Source organism: Paraburkholderia sp. NPDC080076 (assembly GCF_050281145.1).
Taxonomy (GTDB): Bacteria; Pseudomonadota; Gammaproteobacteria; order Burkholderiales; family Burkholderiaceae; genus Paraburkholderia.
This window is the reverse complement of the sequence record NZ_JBNNWQ010000002.1, coordinates 766,947-789,547: the sequence shown is the minus strand read 5'-3', so window position 1 is coordinate 789,547 and position 22,601 is coordinate 766,947. Positions and strand designations below refer to the sequence as shown.

Annotated in this window: 15 protein-coding genes; 13 read left to right on the top strand and 2 right to left on the bottom strand. The window is 59.0% G+C overall.

The annotated features are described in order from the left end of the window. Nucleotides 1-152: 152 nt before the first annotated feature. From ACQKRQ_RS10885 to ACQKRQ_RS10840, 10 genes are all read left to right on the top strand, one after another. Nucleotides 153-452 carry a hypothetical protein gene (locus tag ACQKRQ_RS10885; protein WP_427476858.1) on the top strand — a complete coding sequence of 100 codons (300 nt, stop codon included), beginning with the start codon at nucleotides 153-155 and terminating at the stop codon, nucleotides 450-452. Beyond that, entirely contained in the window at nucleotides 449-766 is a 318-nt protein-coding gene (locus ACQKRQ_RS10880) for a T6SS immunity protein Tli4 family protein (protein WP_427476857.1), read from the top strand. The genes ACQKRQ_RS10885 and ACQKRQ_RS10880 overlap by 4 nt, the downstream gene beginning before the upstream one ends. A 513-nt stretch (nucleotides 767-1,279) precedes the next feature. Continuing rightward, nucleotides 1,280-4,417 carry a type VI secretion system Vgr family protein gene (locus tag ACQKRQ_RS10875; protein WP_427476855.1) on the top strand — a complete coding sequence of 1,046 codons (3,138 nt, stop codon included), beginning with the start codon at nucleotides 1,280-1,282 and terminating at the stop codon, nucleotides 4,415-4,417. Between the two features lie 43 nt (nucleotides 4,418-4,460). Then, nucleotides 4,461-4,823 carry a hypothetical protein gene (locus ACQKRQ_RS10870; protein ID WP_427476853.1) on the top strand — a complete coding sequence of 121 codons (363 nt, stop codon included), beginning with the start codon at nucleotides 4,461-4,463 and terminating at the stop codon, nucleotides 4,821-4,823. Between the two features lie 7 nt (nucleotides 4,824-4,830). Beyond that, nucleotides 4,831-5,367 carry a hypothetical protein gene (locus ACQKRQ_RS10865; protein ID WP_427476851.1) on the top strand — a complete coding sequence of 179 codons (537 nt, stop codon included), beginning with the start codon at nucleotides 4,831-4,833 and terminating at the stop codon, nucleotides 5,365-5,367. Nucleotides 5,368-5,383: 16 nt separating this feature from the next. Continuing rightward, nucleotides 5,384-10,123 carry an RHS repeat-associated core domain-containing protein gene (locus ACQKRQ_RS10860; RefSeq protein ID WP_427476849.1) on the top strand — a complete coding sequence of 1,580 codons (4,740 nt, stop codon included), beginning with the start codon at nucleotides 5,384-5,386 and terminating at the stop codon, nucleotides 10,121-10,123. A 6-nt stretch (nucleotides 10,124-10,129) separates the two neighbouring features. Then, complete coding sequence (locus ACQKRQ_RS10855; RefSeq protein WP_132376449.1) at nucleotides 10,130-10,582, top strand: hypothetical protein; 453 nt, start codon at nucleotides 10,130-10,132, stop codon at nucleotides 10,580-10,582. Nucleotides 10,583-10,646: 64 nt separating this feature from the next. Beyond that, nucleotides 10,647-10,934, top strand: coding sequence for a PAAR domain-containing protein (locus tag ACQKRQ_RS10850; protein WP_427476847.1), 288 nt, complete (start codon nucleotides 10,647-10,649; stop codon nucleotides 10,932-10,934). Nucleotides 10,935-11,183: 249 nt separating this feature from the next. Beyond that, on the top strand, nucleotides 11,184-13,868 hold the full coding sequence (locus tag ACQKRQ_RS10845; RefSeq protein WP_427476845.1) for a type VI secretion system Vgr family protein: 2,685 nt from the start codon (nucleotides 11,184-11,186) through the stop codon (nucleotides 13,866-13,868). A 72-nt stretch (nucleotides 13,869-13,940) separates the two neighbouring features. Next, complete coding sequence (locus tag ACQKRQ_RS10840) at nucleotides 13,941-16,193, top strand: hypothetical protein (RefSeq protein ID WP_132376446.1); 2,253 nt, start codon at nucleotides 13,941-13,943, stop codon at nucleotides 16,191-16,193. Nucleotides 16,194-16,209: 16 nt separating this feature from the next. Here ACQKRQ_RS10840 and ACQKRQ_RS10835 read toward each other — a convergent pair whose 3' ends face one another. Both ACQKRQ_RS10835 and ACQKRQ_RS10830 read right to left on the bottom strand, forming a co-directional pair. Then, entirely contained in the window at nucleotides 16,210-17,523 is a 1,314-nt protein-coding gene (locus ACQKRQ_RS10835; RefSeq protein WP_427476843.1) for a formylglycine-generating enzyme family protein, read from the bottom strand. 314 nt (nucleotides 17,524-17,837) lie between these two features. Continuing rightward, nucleotides 17,838-18,704: an AraC family transcriptional regulator gene (locus tag ACQKRQ_RS10830; RefSeq protein WP_427476841.1), complete on the bottom strand. Its 867-nt coding sequence runs from the start codon at nucleotides 18,702-18,704 to the stop codon at nucleotides 17,838-17,840. Between the two features lie 259 nt (nucleotides 18,705-18,963). Here ACQKRQ_RS10830 and eat point away from each other — a divergent pair, with 259 nt between their 5' ends. Genes eat through eutC form a run of 3 tightly spaced genes read left to right on the top strand, consistent with a single transcriptional unit; the run spans nucleotide 18,964 to nucleotide 22,599 of the window. Then, nucleotides 18,964-20,367, top strand: a complete 1,404-nt coding sequence (gene eat, locus ACQKRQ_RS10825) for an ethanolamine permease (RefSeq protein WP_132376443.1) — start codon at nucleotides 18,964-18,966, stop codon at nucleotides 20,365-20,367. Nucleotides 20,368-20,410: 43 nt separating this feature from the next. Next, complete coding sequence (locus ACQKRQ_RS10820) at nucleotides 20,411-21,805, top strand: ethanolamine ammonia-lyase subunit EutB (protein WP_427476839.1); 1,395 nt, start codon at nucleotides 20,411-20,413, stop codon at nucleotides 21,803-21,805. Then, nucleotides 21,802-22,599, top strand: coding sequence for an ethanolamine ammonia-lyase subunit EutC (gene eutC / locus ACQKRQ_RS10815; RefSeq protein ID WP_427476837.1), 798 nt, complete (start codon nucleotides 21,802-21,804; stop codon nucleotides 22,597-22,599). The genes ACQKRQ_RS10820 and eutC overlap by 4 nt, the downstream gene beginning before the upstream one ends. Nucleotides 22,600-22,601 lie beyond the last annotated feature (2 nt).

The following is a 22,601-nucleotide window of genomic DNA, read 5'->3' as shown; positions in this document are numbered from 1 at the left end:
GTTGAGAAACTTACGGGTCTTTTTTATGGTTCAGACTGTCCGCGTCCCGCGGCATCCCAGGATGCGTGCACAGATAAGGGTGGAGAACCTAGCTGACGAGACAGTTTGGAAGTCGCTGGAAATTGGTCGCACTTGCGTCGTTGGTGTGTGCGATGCAATCTGTGTCGTCTCGTGCCATGGCGGAAGCACGTCAGGAATGCGTCGGCCGCTATGAATTGGCGATTCCTGGAGATGTCGATGTTGCTTTGACCATTCCCACCGCGTTTTCCAAGCCGCAAGAAAATCCAATTCGGTTTTCCGACGGTCAGCCGGCAATGCACTCCGTTTTTATTTATAACGGTACTTTCCGGATAACCGGATCCATGTCGCATGCTGACTTCGGTTCGATCCTGGATGGATTAAAACGCGGGTGGTTTCGAGCTCAGCGTCGACCGATGAGAACGGCCGGTTGAATCCGCAGGTGATACCGGCGGGACGGCCGGACGCATTTGCCTGGGCCGGGCATTGTGCGGCTGGGTTCTACATTTATGAGAATGGGCGGGCAATCAGCTTTCGCGAGTCATCGTCGGATCCTTCTGTGGCGAAGCAACGTACTAAAGCGGTTCTAAAGGGTCTTTCCGCGCGCAATGCCTACGAAATTCCCAAAGACGATGGCGTATGTCTGCCGGACATGTTCGTTGCCGATAACGGGAAAGACTCGGCGCGCCAGGTGGGCGTATCGTTTCGTTTGAAGAACCATCCCGACGTCACAATTTTTTCTCGATGAGAAAGCGTTGGCAGTTGACCCCAAGCTGACGTCTAAACAAAGAGGACGCTTCACTAATTTCAATACCGCGTTTTTACAGAGTATGAAACATTCAGCTTCGGCCGTGTACACCACTTAGATGGTGGACGATTCGCTTCACCTCTTCACCGAGTCACGAATGGAGCAGGATCGCGCCGAGCTACGAGATTTGAAGTCAGCCGACCAGTTTCTGGCGCGCCTCGCCGCTGCGGAGGCTGTAACGCTGACCGACGACTACTGGACAAAGACTCTGCCCACGGAACTCGCTATATCGGCAGGCTGCAAATGCGTTCGGTATTTGTTTTGACATTAGCTACCCTCAATGCCGAATACGAGCCGACAAGTTATTTTTACCGGCAAAAACAAAATCAAGACCCACTCAGAAACAATTTCCGATTTAACATTTGCCTTTAATAATACGATTGCGAAATCCTCGTAATCTTTTGTATTATCGCGCGGTAGCGCGGGGGCGCAAATTGCATAAAAAGAGGCGGTATGGGTGCGCAGGAGATTATTGCGGCGATAAAAGGCGGATTGTTGCAAAGCGAGCGCCTGCTGAAACTCGACACGCCGCTGGGTTCGGACGTCCTATTGCCGCAAAGGGTGGTAGGGCATTCCCGTATCGGCCGTAATTACGAATTCACGCTGGATACGGTTTCAACCACCGACAATATCGAACTCAAGAAGCTGATCGCCCAGCCCGTCACGCTGTGGATCCAGCAAACCGACCAGTCGTACGCCCCGCACCATGGTTATGTCCATACCGCCCGTCGTTTAGGCTCCGACAGCGCGATTACCAGCTATCAGATCGGCTTTGTCTCATGGATGCATTTTCTGCGCTTCAGAAAAGATGCACGCATCTGGCAGGATAAAACCGTCGATGAAATTCTCACCGATGTATTCAATATGCATCCGCAGGCGCAGGGTGCTTTCCGCTTCAGCTTGAGAAACCCATTGCCGCAGCGTTCATTCTGCGTGCAATTCGAGGATGACTGGAATTTCTGTCAAAGGCTGATGGAAACGGAAGGCATGTTCGGCTATTTCGAACAGGCTACCGATGGTAAATCACACACCCTGGTCGTTACCGACGATATCGCTACCCTGCAACCGCTTTCGCCACAAACGGTGGATTTCTACCGCTCGGGCACCAACAGTGAAACGGATGCCTTCGTGCAATGGAGCGGCACCCGCACGTTGCAGAGCACGTCGCTGATCACCCGCACCTTCGACTACAAGGCGCCGTCCCCAGCCGCGAATCCGAAAGGCACGGCGACGCCGACCTTGAGCACACAAGGTGATCTGCCGCAGCAGGCCGAAGTGTACGAGTACACCGGCGCGTATTCTTACGCCAAACAGAACCGCGGCGACCAGCTCTCGAAGGTGCGGATGGAAGAATGGGAGTCGCGCGCCAAGCGCTTCAGCGGTGTGGGCGCGGTACGCCGTGTCGATGCCGGCCGCTGGTTCGAACTCACCAATCATCCGGACCACGGCGCGGGCAGTGCACAGGAGCGGCAGTTCGCGGTCATCGCGGTCGAGTGGGTGATCGAGAACAACCTGCCCGTCTCGAGCGGCGCGACGGACTTTCCGCATAGCCTGAAGCAAAAAATCGCCGCGGCCCGCGCGCAGCACGCGAACAATCCGACGCTGGTGGTCAAAGCCACGGACGGCAGCGAAGGCTTCTTCATGGCCACCGTCGACGCCCAACGCAAGGCCATCCCTTTCCGCAGCCCGTTCGAGCATGAAAAACCCGAGATGCACATGCAAACCGCGACCGTGGTCGGTCCGGCGAACGAAGAGGTGTACACCGATCAACTGAACCGCATCAAAGTTCAGATGCATTGGGATCGCCTGAATCCGGGCGACGAGAATGCGTCGTGCTGGATCCGCGTCGCGCAGTCGGACGCTGGCGGTAGTTATGGCGGTGTTCACGTCCCGCGCATCGGCGAGGAAGTGATCGTTTCTTTCCTCGACGGCGATTGCGACCGGCCCATTGTCACCGGTCGCGTCTACAACGGCGCGAAAACGCCGGACTGGCATTCGAACGGTATTCTCTCCGGCCACAAGTCGAAGGAATATCAGGGCAGCGGCTACAACCAGATGGTGATGGACGATGCCACCGGTCAGAACCGCATGCAGCTCTACAGCTCGAGCACCAACGCGCAACTGCACCTCGGTTATCTGATCGCCCAGAACGGCAACTCGCGTGGTGCGTATCTCGGCAGCGGTTTCGATCTCAAGTCTGATGCCTATGGCGCAGTTCGCGCGGCGCAAGGTCTTTACGTCACGACGCATCCGGCCAACGGCACGTCGAGCCAGCCGCTCGATGTGCGCGACGCCAACAGCCAGCTGACCAATTCCGAAAGCGTGATCGAAGCGCTCTCACGGGCGAGCGAGACACACCAGGCCGAAAGTCTGAACGAAGGCCACGACGCACTGAAGTCTTTCACGGATGCCACGCAGAACAGCGTGTCCGGCGCTACAGGCAGCGGAGGCAACACAGCCGGTGGCGGCACAGGCAGCGCCAACGCCTTCAAGGAGCCGATCATGCTGTTCGCCACGCCGGCGGGCATCGCAATCTCGACGCAGAAGTCGGCGCACAGCACCGCGACAGAGCATGTCAATCTGGTCAGCGGGCAGAGCACACACATCGCCACGGGAAAATCGCTTCTCGCCAGCGTCGGCGAAAAGATCAGCCTGTTCGTGCAGAACGCGGGCATGAAGCTGTTCGCGGCGAAGGGCAAAGTCGAAATCCAGTCACAGTCGGACAACGTCGAACTCACCGCGCAGAAAACCTTCAGGTTGCTCTCGGCAACCGAAAAAATCGAAGCAGCCGCCGATCAGGAGATCCTGTTGACGAGCGGCGGCGCGTACATCCGTATCGCGGGCGGCAACATCGATATTCACGCGCCGGGCATGGTCGATGTCAAAGGTGCGCAGCATAGCTTCAACGGCCCGACGAGTCAGGGCTATCCACTGCCGTCGGCCCGTCCCGATCAACCGGGACAGCTCGAGTTGCTCCATCAATACGCGAATGGCGAGCCGGTCAAAGGCGGGCAGTTTTCGGTACTGGACGCTAACGGCGGAGTTCTGCGTCAAGGCGCGCTGGATGCAAACGGTCGCATGACGGTCAGCGGTTTGCCGCCAGGCGTGGCGCAAGTGCAATTCGGCGCCGATCCTCGCGATCCCTCGCAGCCGGCCAATTACTTCAAGAGCATGAACTGGCCAGCCGAGCCGTTGAACGCGTCCGGCGACGCCGCAGCCGCATCGCAGATGGCTTCGTTCCTGCCTGCCGCGGCTAGCAGCACGTCGGGCGCAGCCGCCGCGGCCGGAAGCTCTGGCGTTGCAGCGAGCGTGTTGGCCAGTACGGCGAAGGGCGCGGTGGGCTCGGCCGTCGGCGGTGCGTCGCAACTCGCGAGCCTCGCCAACATCGCCTCACAAGGCAGCGGCGGCCTAACGTCGATGGCGAAAAGCCAGGCCACCGGATACGCCCAAAACGCGCTCACCAAGGCGTTACCTTCAGGCGCCAGCGCCGCGGTCTCACAAGCCAGTCAGGCCGCAAGCACGGCCAAGGAAATCAGCAGCATCGCGCAATCGGCACGGAGCGCATTGCCGGCAATCAACGGCATTGTCTGACGCGATGCCGGTCATTCGACACCACGCAACGGTCAGTCCAATCATGAAGAAAACGGCCTTTCTCGCATTCGCTTTTGCAGTCACCTCGCTGGCTTTCGGGGCAACCGAACTGAGGATTTCCGCCGCCGTGATGGCGTCGCAATACGACAGCGACGTCGACGCCGCGACGAAATTCACCGATAAGCCGCTCGCTCTGACCGGCAAGCTGCTGTCCCTCGATTCCGGCCTGACCGATGACGTCATCGGCAAGCTTGGCGACGACTCGGACTCCGCGGTACGCGTGACCTTTGCGGACAAAAAAAGCATCGACAAGATCCGCTCGCGCGTCGGCCAAAAGATCACGCTTCATTGTGTGGGCGCATTCTCGACCACGTTCCCGGCCGCGACCGATTGCAAGGTCAAGTAAGTCGAAGATGAAATTCCCTCACACGACAATGGCGATGATGTGCGGCGTGGCGATTGCCACAAGCGCGCACGCCCAGTCGACAGCCGACCTCCGGACGATCGCCCGCTTCGTCGAGTGCAAGCTCGACGCGCGTCAGATCGACCGCTTCATCGGCAGAGTCGACAACGCCACCGTGCCGGGTTTCGCAAGTCAGCCCTCGCACGAGAAGGCCGTCGATCTCGCCTGGAAAACGCAGAAACCGATCGAGGCCTGGGGTACATCGTCGAATCTGGTGTCGCTCGTGTCGCCGCGGCAAATGCTGCTCGCGATTCCCGCAGCCCAAGGCGACGAAATCAACGTTGCCAGGCAATGGGCCGAACGCATCGGCGGCATGAGCGAAGGAGCCGGCACGATTTCACTGCGCGAAAACGCGCATTGGCGAGGCGTCGACTATCGCAAGCCGGTCGGCGAGAAGGAAATCAGATTGCTTGTCGATCAGCAGGAAAGCCCGGGCTGGATTCTGCTCGGATGCGCCTACGACAAACTCTTTTCCCATAGCAACTAAACCGACCTGATCCAGCATGAGCGAAGCCGCTGCCCAGACTACCGCCGTTGTCCGAACTGAAGTCGCCATCGCGCCGCTCGTCACCATCGCCAAGGAGGATGTCGGCTCCGCGCTCGAGCAATTCGATGCGTGGCTCAAGAGCGTGAGTGACGGCTACATCACGCTGGAGCGCGTCGAGCAACTGGCCAATTACATTCCGGTCGTTTCGAACATTCTGTCGGCGATCGATGTCGTGATGGATATCAAACGGCTGATCGAAGCGGAGTCGAAAGACTTCTTCGATTATCTGAATCTGGGTATCGACCTCATCGGCGTGATCCCGCTGCCGCCCGTGATGGGCGAATTCCGTATGGGCGCGCGGCCCCTGATGAAGCTCGCTCGCGAGGAACTCGCGAAGAGCGCCAAGGCCGTGGCGGAGGGCGGCGCGCAGATGATCGCCGATACGATCATCTCGGTGCTGGTGGCGCACATCAGCGCGAAGTTCGCTGGCGATATCGAGAAATTCATTCAGGAAGTGCAGGCGAAGCTCGCACAGATGCTCGACGATTGCGCGGATCATGCAAAGAAGCTGCTCGAAGGTCTTGCGCAGGTCTTCGAAGGCGCGGCATCGGGCAAGCTCTTCGACACGTCGGGCAACTATCGCGCGGCCGACAAACATCTCGCACAAGTCGGCGACGGCTTTGCGGCCCATGACGCGAGTAAGGTCGCCGAGAACCTGTGGTCGTATCTGAAAGACGGCACCAAGGTGCTGGTGAAGGACGCGGCGAATCTTGCGTCACGTGCAGCGAATGAAATCTCGCCGTCCACGAACCAACGGCTCAGGCAGATGGCCGCGGAAGCGCGCCATGCGATTCCGATGGTGATGGAGAAGATCAAGGGCTTGAATAGCGCGGATGTCGGCGGCCTGATCTGGATGCTCGACGCGCTGATGCAGGCCGTGGCGAAGTGGAAGGAAAAGCAGAAACACAAACAGACCGTCGGCATCAAGGCAGCCGGCAAGGTTGAAGCCGAGTTGAAGAAAACCGAAGGCGAACTGGAGACGATCGCGACGCAGGCGAAGGCCAAGCATCCGGGAGCGAGCGACTGCAAGAGCTGTGGCTTGGGACGCAGCGGCGGCTCGATCGGCTATGCACTCGGCGACGAACGCTTCGATCACCAGGACTTCGTTTTGCCCGGCGCAATGCCGGTGGTCTGGCGACGCACGTACCGTTCATTTCTCTCCGCCTACGACGAAAGCAATCTGGGCGCGCGCTGGATCACGCCCTACACCACGCGCTTCGATATCCACGCGGCGAAGCTTGTCTATCACGATCCGAGCGGACGCAGTCTCGACTACCCGCTGCTCAAGGCGGGTGAGACGCACGATGATCTCGCCGAAGATCTCACGCTCGCGCAGCTCGATAATCAATGGCTCACGCTCACGCGCGGCCATGAACTGCTCGAAGCGTACGAGAAACGCGGTGGTGCTTTCCGGCTCGCTTTCCTGAAGGACCGCAACGGCAGTCAAATCACGCTGGATTACGACGACGCGCATCGGCTCACGCGGCTGATCACCTCGCAAAGCATCGTCGTGTTTTCGCACGACGCGAGCGGCCGTCTGAGCGAAGCGGTGGAGATCGACCAGGAAGGCGAACGAGTCGGCACGCTGGTGCGTTACGCCTACGACCAGCATGGCGACCTGATTGCGGCAACCGACCGCCACGGCAATCGTCGCGAGTACGCCTATACACATCACCTCGTCACGCGATACACGGATCGTACTGGTCGTGGCATGAATCTCGAATGGGATGGCACGGGACCCAAGGCGAAGTGCGTGCGCGAATACGCGGACGACGGTAGCTTCGACACGCGTCTCGCGTGGCATCCGGATATCCGTCTCGTCGACGTGACGGACGGGCTCGGCAACGTCACCCGCTACTACTTCGATATCGACGGCTACACGTATCGGACCATTTACGCGGACGGCCTCGATGAGTGGTTCTACCGCGACGCCCAGCACAACCTGACGCAGCATATTTACCCGGACGGCAGCGTCGAGCGCTTTACGTACGACGAGCGCGGCAACCTGGTCGAACAGGCGCACCCGGATGGCAGCGTGGTACGCATGGAGTACGACGCCAAGGATCAGATGACGGTCATCATCGATCCGCACGCGTATCGCTGGGCCCGCGAGTATGACGATGCAGGCAATGTCACCACGCAGATCGATCCACTGGGTCACAAGACGCAATACAGCTACAACGCTCAGGGACAGCCGACCGAGATCGTCGACGCAAAGGGCGGCGCGAAGGCACTCGCTTATGATGCCGCGGGCCGCCTTGTCAGCTATACCGATTGTTCGGGCAAGACGACGCAGTGGACCTACGATGGAGAAGGCCGCCTGCTCGGGAGCAAAGACGCGGGCGGGCGGAGTGTCGCCTATCGCTACGGCGGCAACGGCCAACTGGCTCAAGTCCAATCTGCCGCGGGAATCGAGAAGCTGGAGTACGACGCCGAAGGCCGGCTCCTCGTGCATACGGATCCGCTGAACCAGGTCACCCGCTATGGATACGATGCCGCCGGGCGAATCGCGCATCGTCGTGATGCAACGGGCGAACTGCTGAGCTATCGCTACGACCGCGCCGGACGGCTGAGCGCACTCACCGATTCGAACCACGCGACTTACCAGTTTCACTACGATCCGGTTGGGCGCCTCCTCGAGGAAATCGGCTTCGACGGGATGACGACCCGGTACGGCTACGACGCGGCGACTGGCCAGTTACAAACCGTCGATGAAGCGGGACAAAAGACTCAGCTCGAATACGACAGCGGTGGACGCCTCGCGCGGCGCGTCGCCGGCGCGGGCGACGAGCGTTTCATGTACGACGGAACTGGCCGTCTCATCGATGCACAAAACGCCGTCAGCCGGGTGCAGCACTTCTTCGATCCAGTCGGCAATCTGGTACGCGAACATCACACGCAAGCGTTATTCGGCGAGCGCCGCAGCTATGTGTGGCGGCATGAGTACGATGAGATCGGCACGCGCATCAAAACCGTGCGGCCCGATGGTCATGCCGTCGACTGGCTGGTGTATGGCACGGGCCACGTGCACGGCATGCAGCTCGACGGACAGGAATTGATTCAGTTCGAGCGCGACGACCTGCATCGTGAAACACAACGCACGCTGTCGAACCGGATTGCGCAGAACACGCGCTATGACCCGGTCGGACGGATGGAGTCCCAGGCGCTCAAACGCACCGGCGCACCCGCTGCGATCGTGGCACGGCGGTATCGGTACGATGCCGTGGGGCAACTGAAAGAGATCGACGACAGCCGGGACGGCGTGACGCGTTATCAGTACGATCCCGTCGGACGGCTGGTCGAAGCAATGAGCCCTTTTGCGACCGAACGTTTCGCATTCGATCCGGCGAGCAATATTGTCGATCCGGGCAGTCCGGCCCAGGCACGCACTAGCGGCGGTCTGCAATCGAGTACCTTGCCGGCGCAGACACCGAGAGTGCTGGGCAATCTTTTGAAGGACTACGCCGGCACACACTTTACCTACGATGCCCGCGGCAACCTGATTTCCAAACGCTCGGCGGGCGCCGAGCAGCGCTACGAGTGGGACGAATTCAACCGGATGACGGCGGCCAGTGTTGCTGAGCCGGCGCGCCATCACGAGGCGCGTTATTTCTACGACGCGTTCGGGCGCCGTATCGGTAAAGAGGTCGACGGCAAACGCACGACGTTCGGCTGGGACGGCGATACGCTGGCGTACGAAAGCACCGATGAAGGCAGCACGCATTATGTATATGAAGCGGGGTCGTTCGTGCCGCTGGCGCAGTTCGTCTCCGGCGCGATCGCGGGTATCGCTACGCCCGATTGGAAGCAGACCGATCGCTATGCGCCGGAAGACGATCCGCTGCTGAAGCCTGTCGTTCTTCCGCCCCCCGCGCACATCTTTTACTACCACTGCGATCAGCTCGGCACGCCGCAACTGCTTACCGATGAATTCGGTGAAGTCGTCTGGGAAGCCAAATACAAGGCTTGGGGTGAGGCGCTCAATGTAATCACGCGCGTGTCGAAAGCGACGGCCAGCGCTGTGCGGAATCCAATTCGCTTCCAGGGTCAACACTACGACGACGAAACCGGCCTCGCGTACAACCGTCACCGATACTACGATCCGGGCACCGGACGTTTTACGTCCAAAGATCCGATCGGACTGCTGGCCGGCGGGAATGTGTACCAGTACGCGCCGAATCCCACGGGCTGGATCGACCCGTTGGGGCTCAAGAAGAAAGCGCAAACACCGAACAAGGATTGCTGCCAGAAGGATCCCTGTGCCGGCAAAGACCCGGCTGCGCAGGCGCGAAGCTGGCAAGGCAAAGACCCTTATCCCGGAGTCGACTCCTACACGAACACGGTCTTGAAGCGCGGTACAGTGTTGTACACGTTGTACCCGTATGCGCCGCCCGACAAGATCGCGACCGCTTTGCCTGGTAATTATTTCTCCGACGCTCGCACGATTCTCAACACAGGCGGGTCAGCGCGCGAGTACAACGATATGACGCAGATTTCGCACGCAGGCAATACAGTCGACGCCCGCCCGATGAGAAGCCAATTAAGGGCATTCGTTGTCACCAAGGACATTTGCGTGGCGAAGGGACAGTCGCTCGCCAATCCCAACCTGGGCAAAGGCGGAGGCACTCAGTATTTCGTATCGAGCGCCGACAAGGGCAGCCTCGTCGGCGGCAATGTTTTGAAGTTTGGGAGTTAATGAAAGATGGCTACGTTCGATTTTTCCACTGGCACGCTGGCTATCGATGCGTCAACGAACCTGTTTCGGGGTAGGCCGTCGCCTGACGAATCGCCTTTGACAGGAGCAACGGAACTGGCGAAGTACGGCGAGTGGGAAAACTACGGCATCAAGAGCGTGAAAGTTTGGGGCAAGACGTTCGGCGTGACGGCTCGCTTTTGCGACAAAAAGCTCGCAATGCTCGACTTCGTCTGGACCGATGGTGTGGCCAAAAAGCTCGACTGGTCGGCGACCGAGGAAGATCTCGTCAAGGAGAAGAAGACGCTGTCGAAAATAATCGCCACAGAAGCACAATCGCCTTGTGTATCGTCCACGACAGGCGCGGATACCTTTGTCTTTAGCTGGGGGACGCTTACGGTGCACGCCGACCTACGCTCGATGGGTGTGACGACAAGCGTCGCATACACAGGCAGAGAGTAAGCGGATTACATGACAGGCCGAAAACTCGGCTGAGCTCGCACAAACTCCAGCTCCCAGAGATAACATGAAACGATATCTGATTCTGAACGGCGACAAGACGACCGCCAATGGCGTTGTTCAAGCCGTTCCCACCTCCATTCAATTGAGCGACGAAGACGTCGCCCACGAAGGAGATCCGGTTGCATGTCCCGCTTGCAATACAACGGGGAAGATACAGTGCGATGGACCGCGCCAGATCATGACCGCACCGGATGGAAGGCATGCAGCCTTGAGCGACGATCTCTGTATATGCGGTTGCCATCCGCCGCCGCGACTGGTGTCGTCGCAGCAGATGATGTCCGTCGATGCCTAGCGAATCACCGGTGTATCCGTGATCAACCTAATCCGCAACGAGGTTCAGTAAAAAGGAGCGAAAGAATATCGCTGCCGGGGCATTCACGGGCATGCACGCTATTTTTACCGAATTCGTGCGCGCATCGAATTGGCGCGGAACAAATTCCGATTTAACATTTGTTTCCATTGAATCGATTGCGGTAAACGTCTGATCTTTTGTATTATCGCGCGATAGCGCGGGGGCGCGAATTGCATAAAAAGAGGCGGTATGGGCGCGCAGGACATTATCGCGGCAATTAAAGGCGGGTTGTTGCAGAGTGACCGTCTGCTTAAACTCGATACACCACTGGGCGCGAACGTCCTTCTGCCACAGAGGCTGGTGGGCTATTCCCGTATCGGCCGTAATTACGAATTCACGCTGGATACGGTTTCAACTACCGACAATATCGAACTCAAGAAGCTGATCGCCCGGCCTGTCACGCTGTGGATCCAGCAAACCGACCAGTCGTACGCCCCGCACCATGGTTATGTCCATACCGCCCGTCGTTTAGGCTCCGACAGCGCGATTACCAGCTATCAGATCGGCTTTGTCTCATGGATGCATTTTCTGCGCTTCAGAAAAGATGCACGCATCTGGCAGGATAAAACCGTCGATAAAATTCTCACCGATGTATTCAATATGCATCCGCAGGCGCAGGGTGCTTTCCGCTTCAGCTTGAGAAACCCATTGCCGCAGCGTTCATTCTGCGTGCAATTCGAGGATGACTGGAATTTCTGTCAAAGGCTGATGGAAACGGAAGGCCTGTTCGGCTATTTCGAACAGGCTACCGATGGTAAATCACACACCCTGGTCGTTACCGACGATATCGCTACCCTGCAACCGCTTTCGCCACAAACGGTGGATTTCTACCGCTCGGGCACCAACAGTGAAACGGATGCCTTCGTGCAATGGAGCGGCACCCGCACGTTGCAGAGCACGTCGCTGATCACCCGCACCTTCGACTACAAGGCGCCGTCCCCAGCCGCGAATCCGAAAGGCACCACGATCCCGACGCTGGGTACCCAAGGTGACCTGCCGCAGCAGGCCGAAGTGTACGAATACACAGGCGCCTACACGTACGGCAAGCAGGACCGTGGTGATCAGCTCTCGAAAGTGAGAATGGAAGAGTGGGAATCGCGCGCGAAGCGTTTCCACGGCGTGGGTGCGGTGCGTCGTGTCGACGCCGGCCGCTGGTTCGAACTGCAGGACCATCCGGAGCACAGTACGGGTAGCCAGCAGGATCGGCAGTTTGCAGTGATCGCCGTCGACTGGATCGTGGAGAACAACCTGCCGGTCCCGAGCGGCACGACGGATTTCCCACATAGCCTGAAGCAAACGATCTCTACGGTTCGTGCGCAGCATGCGAGCGATCCAGCGCTGATCGTCAAAGCGACGGACGGCAGCGAAGGCTTCTTCATGGCAACGGTTGAAGCCCAACGCAAGGCCATCCCGTTCCGCAGTCCGCTCGAACATCACAAGCCGAAAATGCACATGCAGACGGCGACCGTGGTGGGACCGCAAAACGAAGAGGTTTTCACCGACTCCCTGAACCGCGTCAAAGTCCAGATGCACTGGGACCGGCTGAATCCCGGCGACGAAAACGCCTCCTGCTGGGTACGTGTTTCCCAATCGAATGCCGGCGGAGGGCACGGTGGAGTGCACGTCCCGCGCATCGGCGAGGAAGTGATCATTTCGTTCCTCGACGGCGACTGCGATCGACCGATTGTCACCGGTCGCGTCTACAACGGCGCGAAAACGCCGGACTGGCATTCGAACGGTATTCTCTCCGGCTACAAGTCCAAGGAATACCAGGGCAGCGGCTACAACCAGATGGTGATGGACGATGCCACCGGCCAGAACCGCGTGCAGATGTACAGCAGCAGCGCTAACTCGCAACTGCATCTCGGCTATCTGATCGCGCAAACCGGCAACGCGCGCGGCGCCTATCTGGGCAGCGGTTTCGACTTGAAGTCGGACGCATACGGTGCAGTGCGAGCTGCACAAGGCATGTACGTCTCGACGCATCCGACAACCGGCGCAGCGAGCCAGCCGCTCGATACACGCGAAGCGGGCAGCCAGCTGGTCAATTCGGAAAGCGTGATCGAGTCGCTCAGCCAGGCGAGCGAAACGCATCAGGCCGAGAGCCTGAAAGATGGCTACGACTCGCTGAAGTCCTTCACCGACGCCACGCAGAACAGCGTCTCGGGGGCGACAGGCAGCGGAGGCAATACAGCCGGTGGCGGCACCGGCAGCGCGAACGCATTCAAGGAACCGATCATGCTGTTCGCAACGCCTGCAGGCATCGCGATGTCAACGCAGACGTCGGTTCATATAGCGGCAAACGAGCACGTCAATCTGGTCAGTGGTCAGAGCACACACATCGCAACCGGCAAATCACTGCTGGCAAGCGTCAGCGAAAAAATCAGTCTGTTCGTTCAGAACGCGGGCATGAAGCTGTTCGCGGCGAAGGGCAAAGTCGAAATCCAGGCCCAGTCCGACAACATCGAAATCACCGCGCAAAAGAGCCTGAAGCTGCTATCGGCGACGGAAAAAATCGAGGTCGTTGCCAAGCAGGACATCCTGTTGACGAGTGGCGGCGCGTACATCCGCCTGAAAGACGGAAACATCGAAATCCACGCGCCGGGAAAAATCGATATCAAAGGCAGCAGCCATTCCTTCGCCGGGCCCACGAGCCTGTCGAGCAAGCCGCCCGCGCTCCCCTCCGGCGAAGGCCCGTACAACGAGCAGTTCAAGATTCACGACAAGCACACAGGCGAGGCCGCTCCCTACGTGCGCTACCGCGTCGAGACTGCGGAAGGCAAGGTGTTCCAGGGCATGACCGATGAACAGGGTCTCACCTCGCGCATCATGACGAGCACGCCGAGTGCCCTGAAAGTTTTCCTCGATACCTGATTCCGGCCGACGAGTGCGCGCACCTCCTTTAGACGCGCTGATTCTTTCGCCCATTCAAGCAGACTGACATCCATGAACGCTCCGAGCACAAGTCACGCGCCAGACGGCAACGGCACCACTAACACGACACCCGACAGTCTCGTGCACGTGCCGCACGATCCGGCGCCTATGCTCTACTTCCGGCCCGAGACGGGAGAATTCATTCTCGTGCCGGCGGAGGACGTCAGCGGTCTGCAAAGCGAATGCAATCTGCTGCATGACCGCGTCGACAAATTTCACAAGGCGAATGAGAAGCTCGACGTGGTGCTGAAGGCCTATGCCGAGGACGTACAGAACCATATGTCCGATCCGCGCGCCGGTGAGGCGCACAAGGCCGCCGTCGACGATGCCCTCAAGGAACGCGAGACCGCGCACAAGGCGTTAAAAAAGGAACTGGAGCCGCTCAGCAAGCTGGATAGCAAAGACCTCACGATGGTCGAGTTGATCCCGATTCATATCGACGGCGATGGAAAAAAATCCGTCAAGTTTGCCAAGTACAAACTCCACTACGTACGCTCGAACAAGATCAAGGCGGGCTGGCATAAATTCGGGCCCGCTGCTTTCGAAGACATGAAGGGCCGCAAGGAAGAAAAAGAAACCGGTGCGAAAAGCTTCATCAAGAAAAATGCGAACGGCAAGTACAAGATCGACGTCGATAAGCTGAAAGAAGGCGTGCTCATTAATCGCGAGAGCAAGATCAAGTCGCAGTTGTACGAAAAGACCAAAGTGTCCTCGGAGATCGTCGAGAAGCATGTGACGGGGACGCTTTTCGCTTGGGCGGAAGAGTGGAACAAGGATCTCAGTTACAGCGCTGGCGCGGAAGAACCGGCGGAACGTGGTGAGGGCGAGAAGAAAGAGACGGAGAAACCCAAGCAGACCGCATTCGGCAACAACGTCAGCATCGAGGCCAAAGCGCAGTTGATGCGATATCTGGCTGGCGCGGGATTGGACACGGAGTGGCAACCGCAAAAGGGCCGCGTGGCCATCAAGGCGTCGGCGCAGGCCGAATTCGCTATCGCCGAAGGCAAGGTTTCCGGCGCGTTCTACTATCCGGACATCGCCGGCTGGATGTGGAGTCTGGACGGCGATGACGGCAAGACTTATCCGCTTGGTGCGGTTCGATTCAAGTGTGAACTCGGCTTGTCGGGGATGGTGGGCGCAAGTATGGTCGCGCAGTTGGGCGTCGTCGTCGACTATCGCGACGAAAAGCGCAAGGACCTGGGTCTGTACGGCGCAGCGGTCGACAACCCCACTACGAAGCAACGCGAAATCAAGGTAGGTGGCAAGCCAGTCGATCCAAGCGCGAATGCCGACCTCGACGTATTCGCCGGTGCGCGCGCGGATCTGTCGCTCGAAGGCGCGCTCGAGTGGATGGAGCCAGCGAAGCAAGGGCCGAGTGGGAAGTACAAACCATTCGCCAAGGTCGGCGATACCATCACCGCAATGGCGGGCGCCGGGCTTACCTGCATGCTCGACGTGAGCTACGCGGCGGGCCGTTTCAGAATCAAGGCGAAGGCCGGACTATGCCTGGGCGTTGGAGCGAAAGGCGACATCGAGGTGTCGGTCGACGCGCTGCGCATTGCTGAATTCGTCAAATGGTTCTTCTACCAGCTTTATCACGCGAACTTCCAAAAGTTGAAGTTCGTCGAAACGACCGCCTTTAACGCCTTCTCACATATTCAGGTGATGGTCATTCAAGGCATTCAGGATCTGGCCTCGACCGTCGGTCAGGAAGTCGATGAAATAAACAGGCTTTTCACGGACCTCATCGAGGAATACGAGAAAGAGGCCGCCCGCGTGCAATTGATGAACCGCGTGCTCAGCAATCCATGGATGCTCCAGTATGCGACGCCCGAAGCGAAGGGCATCATGATCTATCAGTTGACTCGCCATTGGTACGCGACGGATGGCATCGACATGGCTAATCACAAGTACGGTCGGTGGTACGGGAATCGCAAGGATGCTGTGAAGCAGATCCTCAAGTGGTCGCACACCAAACACGATCTGAACAACGTCGTCCAGCACATCCATCCGCAGGGGCGCACCGGCGACGTTACTGTGCGGCGACAACAGCTGAAGGAATTTCTCGAGATGTCGCTGACGAGCGCTCCTGCGGGAGACGGGAAAGAAATTGACGATTACTACGACAGCCTGCAAGCGATGCTGAAAGTCGACCCCACGCCTGGCTATGCCGTCGCGCAGGTCGACTCGACCGATTACCAGTTCCAGGCTGCCGTGGGCAGACACCCGTTTTACGACAACATGCCGGACGTGCGGGTGGTCTGACGGCGCGCCGCGAAATTCACAGAGGGCTGGTCTTTTGCACCGCGCAGCGGAAGGTCAGCGTGACAGCCGTGGGTCCTAACGTGCGCCCGTCCTTGGTTTTGATGACGTAACCGGCAGGCGGCGCCTTATAGCGATAAACCGTCATGGCGGTTTCGGAGTTGTCGCCTTCCGCGCCACGAATCACTTTCATGGTCCCGCTCGCCGGTCCCGTGGGATTCTTCGCCGGTGAGTGTTCATAGTAGTCCGGGGCGAACCAGTCGTTGACCCAGTCTCGACCGTCGACACCGATGTCGTAAAGACCCAAGGCGTTCGGCGGATATTTGCCGACGGGATAAACATATTGTGAAACGGCGGTATCAGGCGTGTACTTCTGCTCGACCGTATCGGCGGATGGCAGGTTGTGATCCGCTTCGTACTTGCCGTTGTTCGTTCCGAAAATGACCGGCTTGCCACCCGAACGGGCGGCATATTCCCATTGCGCTTCAGTAGGCAGATCGACCGGCGCGCCGCTTTGCTTGCCAAGCCACTCGCAATAATCTTTGGCCATCTGCCACGGAACGCCGGCCGGGTGGTCGGCGGCCCTGTATTGCCGATCCGCTTTGTCTTGCGGCCACGATGATTTGCCCGTCGCAGCGGTATAGATATCGAGGTCTGCGTACGTGACCTTGTACTTGCTGATCGAAAAACTATCCAGCGTCACCGAATGAGCAGGTTTGTTTTCCTGCTGCGACGTAAATGGAAGTTTTTCCGGTGTCACTTGCGGACCGAAATCTCCCATCGTGAAGGTCCCGCCCTTCACGAAAATCATATCCGCGAGCGATTTTTTGACGAGTGCTGTGACTTCAGGAGATTGGCCAGTCTGGCTGCATGCCGGGAAAGAAAATGCGAATACCGTCAGCGGGACAACTGTAAGCTTAACGAACTTTGGCAATGGCAAATGCATGCGTTCAATCTCCGGGCGGATGGCTAATGGATTATAAGTTCGATCCGGAGCTTTCGACATTTTCAATTGCAACAAGTCGGGTCGAGTTTCGATACAAGATGCATCGATCAACCAAGGATTCGGATGCGCCCGTTCGAAGCAAGTCCGCAGATAGTAGTGCAATGAAAACAGTGTGACTTGCCGAGTGGATTTCAACTGAGAGGCGTGCTTGACCAGCCGTCCCGCGTGGCGACAATAAGCGAGCCGCCCGGAGCTTGTCAACGCATTGGCAGTACGAAGCGACTTTTCGCCATAGACGGATGGCGACAATCTGACGGTCGCGTCGTCGAACGGACGGGCGCAGCGCAGTTCACGCCGGACCAACGCGGTGCGGTTGCGCGACGCCACGCCCTCGAGTTATCCACAGCCCCCTCTGGACAACTTTTGTACAAGCCGTCTAACACGTTGTGGGTGGAACCTTGATAAAAACGCGACGTCGCCAGATCGCACGAAAGTTTTCCCTGGCTCCGTGTTCCTGTCCGCGCACCATCCGCAGGGTTATCGATTCCGCAGTGCGTTGATCCGTTAACGAAGTTTCAAGTTATCCACAGAAAGATACGAGGCTTGTTAACTATTACTACGTATACATATACAAAGACTATAAAAACCAGAGAAGCATCCGCGCAGCACGCTGCACAAGCGAGCACCGAGCAGGCAAACCCTCAAACCAGCGGTAAACAGATCTCCGTGATGAGATCCGCAGGAGCCGTATCCTTCGGGCTATTCAGATACTCCTCGAACACCGGCGCGTCGGCCGCTTCTCGCACGGACTGCACGAGCCACGTCCCGTACAACCACTCATATGCGGCACGCATATCGCTATACGGTCCTTGATGTCGCAACACCGCATACTCACCGCCCTTCACATGCGCCACGGAAACCGGCGGACTCACCGTCACGGACGCCTGAACCGGATGCGGCAACAACACCCCAGCCTTCGACCGCAACTCACTCTCCGCAACAACGCCAGGGTCGTCGTAGTAAATGCCGATCATGCGCATCTCAGCCGCGAGTAAATTGTGTTTTGCGAGCCAGCCGAACAGCGCGTCGAACGCCTTGCCGATCTGCATATACGGTCCAACGTGATCCACCGACAAAACCGCCATCGGCTCCACGTGACGAATCACCACTTCACGCATCGTCATTTGATCGTCTCCTGATAGCGCCGGCCGAAACCGGCTATGGGTGCCTTGCTTGCGATACTGCGCAGGCGGCATGCCGAACGCCGCGCGAAAAGTGCGGGAAAAAGATTGCAGACTGCTGTAGCCGGAGCGCTCGGCAATTTCCGCAATCGGCATGGAACCGTTCGCCAGATAGCCGGCCGCGCGATGCAGCCGTAAACGCCGCACCGTGGTGGCCACCGTCTCGCCATACATCGCCTGATAAATCCGGTGCCAGTGGTACGGCGACAGACAGGCAATTTCCGCCAGACGACCGATGTCGAGCGGCTCGTCGAGATGATCGTAAATATGGTCGAGCACGCGGCCGAGCCGGGTTTCATAGCGAGCTCGATTACCTGATTCGGTCATGGCTGCTGAACACAAAATGAGCACAAAAATTGTCGAACGGATGCGAACGAAAGTACCACGTCCCCATTTACCAAATCCTGCGAACTTCACCGTTGACGCGACGTGCAATTAAGCACCCACTGACACTACGCCGCCAGAACTTTGCCGAATTTCGATAACACTTCGAATAATGGCTCACTACTATCGGCTGAAGCCTGTCCGCCCAATGCACCGCAAAGCCTTGCGGCGTCGAGCCGGCGGCACCATCAGGGAGCTCCCGATGAAATCAGAGTCCAAGAATCAGCACGTCGGCAAAGTCACGCATCACGAGTTGAAGCAGACGCTCGGCACGTGGCAACTGTGGGGCATCGCGGTCGGTCTCGTCATTTCCGGCGAGTATTTCGGCTGGAGCTATGGGTGGGCGAGCGCCGGCACGCTCGGCTTCGTCATCACGGCGATCTTCATTGCCGCGATGTATACGACATTCATTTTCAGTTTCACGGAACTCACCACCTCGATTCCGCACGCGGGCGGCCCGTTCGCCTACGCCCGCCACGCGTTCGGCCCAACCGGCGGTTATCTGGCCGGCGCGGCAACGCTTGTCGAATTCGTGTTTGCACCGCCGGCCATTGCGCTCGCGATCGGTGCGTACCTGCACGTGCAGTTTCCGGGTCTCGAACCGAAACACGCGGCGATGGGCGCGTATCTCATCTTTATGGCGCTGAATATCGTCGGTGTGCAGATTGCCGCGGCGTTCGAGTTGTGTGTGACGCTGCTCGCGATTTTCGAACTGCTGGTTTTCATGGGCGTCGTGTCGCCCGGTTTTCAGTGGTCGAACTTCACCAAGGGCGGCTGGTCCGGCGCCGACACCTTCAGCATGGGCTCGTTTCATGGGATGTTCGCGGCAATTCCGTTCGCAATCTGGTTTTTCCTCGCGATCGAAGGCGTGGCCATGGCTGCCGAAGAAGCCAAAAACCCGAAGCGTTCGATTCCGATTGCCTACGTCGCCGGCATTCTGACGCTGGTGGTGCTCGCCATCGGCGTGATGGTGTTTGCCGGCGCGGCAGGCGACTGGACCAAGCTGTCGAACATCAACGATCCGCTGCCGCAGGCGATGAAATTCATCGTCGGCGAACATAGCGGCTGGATGCATATGCTGGTGTGGCTGGGTCTCTTCGGACTCGTCGCGTCGTTTCACGGCATCATCCTCGGCTATTCGCGGCAAATCTTCGCGCTGGCGCGCGCCGGCTATCTGCCGGAGTGGCTCTCGAAGGTGCACCCGCGCTTCAAGACGCCGCATCGCGCGATCATTGCGGGCGGCGTGGTCGGCATCGCGGCGATCTACAGCGACGAGCTGATCCAGTTCGGCGGCCAGACGCTGACGGCGAACATCGTGACGATGTCCGTATTTGGGGCTATCGTGATGTATATCATCAGCATGTTGTCGCTGTTCAAGCTGCGCCGCACCGAGCCGAACATGGAGCGACCGTTCCGCGCGCCGCTGTTTCCGGTCTTTCCGGCGTTCGCGCTGGTGGCCGCGGTCATCTGTCTGGCGACGATGGTCTACTTCAATTTTCTGGTGGCGATCGTGTTCGCAATCTTTCTCGCGCTGGGCTACGTCTACTTCCTGATGACGCGCCATCAACGCGAAGCCGCGCCGGCGGACGCCTTGCTCGAGGAATGACGGATCGAGCCGCTGCGCGAGCAGCGGCGATGGAGTCGTAAAGATGAGCTACACCGAGACGATCGGCAGCCGCACGTATCGCTTTGCCGATCTGAAAACCCTGATGGCGAAGGCCAGCCCGCAACGCTCCGGCGACCAGCTCGCGGGCGTGGCGGCAGCGAGCGAGGAAGAACGCGTCGCGGCCAAGATGACGCTCGCGCAAGTACCGCTGCGCACCTTCCTCAACGAAGCGCTGATTCCCTATGAAAGCGACGAAGTCACGCGTCTCGTGATCGACGATCATTCGCCGCAGGCGTTCGCCGAGATCGCGCATCTGACGGTCGGTGACTTTCGCAACTGGCTGTTGAGCAGCACGACCGACGCCGACGCGCTCACGCGTATCACCGCGGGCCTCACGCCGGAGATGGTCGCCGCGGTGTCCAAACTGATGCGCAATCAGGATCTGATCGCGGCGGCACGCAAACGTCCGGTGATCACGCGCTTTCGCAACACGGTCGGTTTACCGGGGCACATGTCGGTGCGATTGCAACCGAATCATCCGACCGACGACGTCAAAGGCATCGCCGCCTCGATGCTCGACGGCCTGATGTACGGTTGCGGCGACGCGATGATCGGCATCAACCCGGCCAGCGACAATCTCGCCGCGATCACCAAGTTGTTGCTGATGATCGACGACTTCCGCCAACGCTATCAGGTGCCGACGCAATCGTGCGTGCTGACTCACGTCACCAATACGATTGCCGCAATCGAAAAAGGTGCGCCGGTCGATCTGGTGTTTCAGTCGATTGCGGGCACGGAGAAAGCGAACGCGGGCTTCGGCATTTCGCTCGCGCTGCTGCAGGAAGCGTATGAAGCGGGACTCTCGCTAAAGCGTGGTACGGTCGGCAATAACCTGATGTACTTCGAAACCGGCCAGGGCAGCGCGTTGTCGGCGGATGCGCATTTCGGCGTGGACCAGCAAACGTGCGAAGTGCGCGCCTACGCAGTTGCACGCAAGTTCAATCCGTTCCTGGTGAACACGGTGGTCGGCTTCATCGGGCCGGAGTATCTGTACGACGGTAAGCAGATCACACGCGCCGGTCTCGAAGATCACTTCTGCGGCAAACTGCTCGGTGTGCCGATGGGTTGCGACATCTGCTACACGAACCATGCCGAAGCCGATCAGGACGACATGGACAACCTGCTCACGCTGCTCGGCGTGGCGGGCATCAACTTCATCATGGGCATTCCCGGCGCCGACGACGTCATGCTCAATTATCAAAGCACGTCCTTCCATGACGCGCTTTACGTGCGGGACGTACTCGGTTTGCGCCGCGCGCCGGAATTCGAAGAATGGCTGGAGTCGATGCAGATCACCGACGCCCGCGGCGCGTTGCTCAGCGCATCGACGCAACAGCCCTTGCTGGAAGGGGCGCGCGACTGGATGGGCATCGCATGAGCGACTTCCTCGAAAAGAATCCGTGGAACGCGTTGCGTCAGTTCACCAACGCGCGCATCGCGTTGGGCCGCGCGGGCAATAGCTTGCCGACCGCGCCGCTGCTCGCGTTCAACCTGTCGCACGCGCAGGCGCGCGACGCTGTGCATCATCCGCTGGATACGGACGTGTTGCACGAGCAATTGCGCGCGCAAAACTTCAAGACGCTCGACGTGCATAGCGCCGCGCCGGATCGCGAGCACTATTTGCGGCGTCCCGATCTTGGGCGTCGTTTATCGGAAGAGAGTCGCGTGGCGCTGGCAGCGGTGCCGAACGATTCGCCCGAAGTGGTCTTCGTGATCGGCGATGGTCTTTCGGCGTTCGCCGCATCGAAGCAATCGATCCCGCTGCTGCAAGCCGTCGTTCCCCGTCTCGCGGATTGGAAGATCGGCCCGGTCGTGGTCGCGCGTCAGGCGCGCGTCGCGTTGGGTGACGAGATTGGCGAGTTGCTGAATGCGAAACTGGTGGTGATGCTGATCGGTGAGCGGCCGGGTTTGAGTTCGCCCGATAGCCTCGGAATTTATCTGACGTACGCTCCGAAAGTGGGCTGTAGCGACGCGCAACGCAACTGTATTTCGAATGTGCGTCCCGAAGGACTCGACTATCCGTTAGCCGCGCACAAGCTGCACTATCTGCTGACGCATGCAAGGCGTCTGGGTCTGACCGGCGTCGGCCTGAAAGATGACAGCGATGCGCTGCTGGCAGGTACACCATCGGCACCCGCCGTCAGCGACGCTTCAGACTCGAGCGGAACGTAAAC

Coding starts and splice junctions, on each gene's coding strand:
- ACQKRQ_RS10850 (WP_427476847.1), top strand. CDS start 10,647: ATGAAACGATATCTGATTCTGAACGGCGACAAGACGACCGCCAATGGC.
- ACQKRQ_RS10870 (WP_427476853.1), top strand. CDS start 4,461: ATGAAGAAAACGGCCTTTCTCGCATTCGCTTTTGCAGTCACCTCGCTG.
- eat (WP_132376443.1), top strand. CDS start 18,964: ATGAAATCAGAGTCCAAGAATCAGCACGTCGGCAAAGTCACGCATCAC.
- ACQKRQ_RS10820 (WP_427476839.1), top strand. CDS start 20,411: ATGAGCTACACCGAGACGATCGGCAGCCGCACGTATCGCTTTGCCGAT.
- ACQKRQ_RS10845 (WP_427476845.1), top strand. CDS start 11,184: ATGGGCGCGCAGGACATTATCGCGGCAATTAAAGGCGGGTTGTTGCAG.
- ACQKRQ_RS10885 (WP_427476858.1), top strand. CDS start 153: ATGCAATCTGTGTCGTCTCGTGCCATGGCGGAAGCACGTCAGGAATGC.
- eutC (WP_427476837.1), top strand. CDS start 21,802: ATGAGCGACTTCCTCGAAAAGAATCCGTGGAACGCGTTGCGTCAGTTC.
- ACQKRQ_RS10840 (WP_132376446.1), top strand. CDS start 13,941: ATGAACGCTCCGAGCACAAGTCACGCGCCAGACGGCAACGGCACCACT.
- ACQKRQ_RS10860 (WP_427476849.1), top strand. CDS start 5,384: ATGAGCGAAGCCGCTGCCCAGACTACCGCCGTTGTCCGAACTGAAGTC.
- ACQKRQ_RS10875 (WP_427476855.1), top strand. CDS start 1,280: ATGGGTGCGCAGGAGATTATTGCGGCGATAAAAGGCGGATTGTTGCAA.
- ACQKRQ_RS10830 (WP_427476841.1), bottom strand. CDS start 18,704: ATGACCGAATCAGGTAATCGAGCTCGCTATGAAACCCGGCTCGGCCGC.
- ACQKRQ_RS10865 (WP_427476851.1), top strand. CDS start 4,831: ATGAAATTCCCTCACACGACAATGGCGATGATGTGCGGCGTGGCGATT.
- ACQKRQ_RS10855 (WP_132376449.1), top strand. CDS start 10,130: ATGGCTACGTTCGATTTTTCCACTGGCACGCTGGCTATCGATGCGTCA.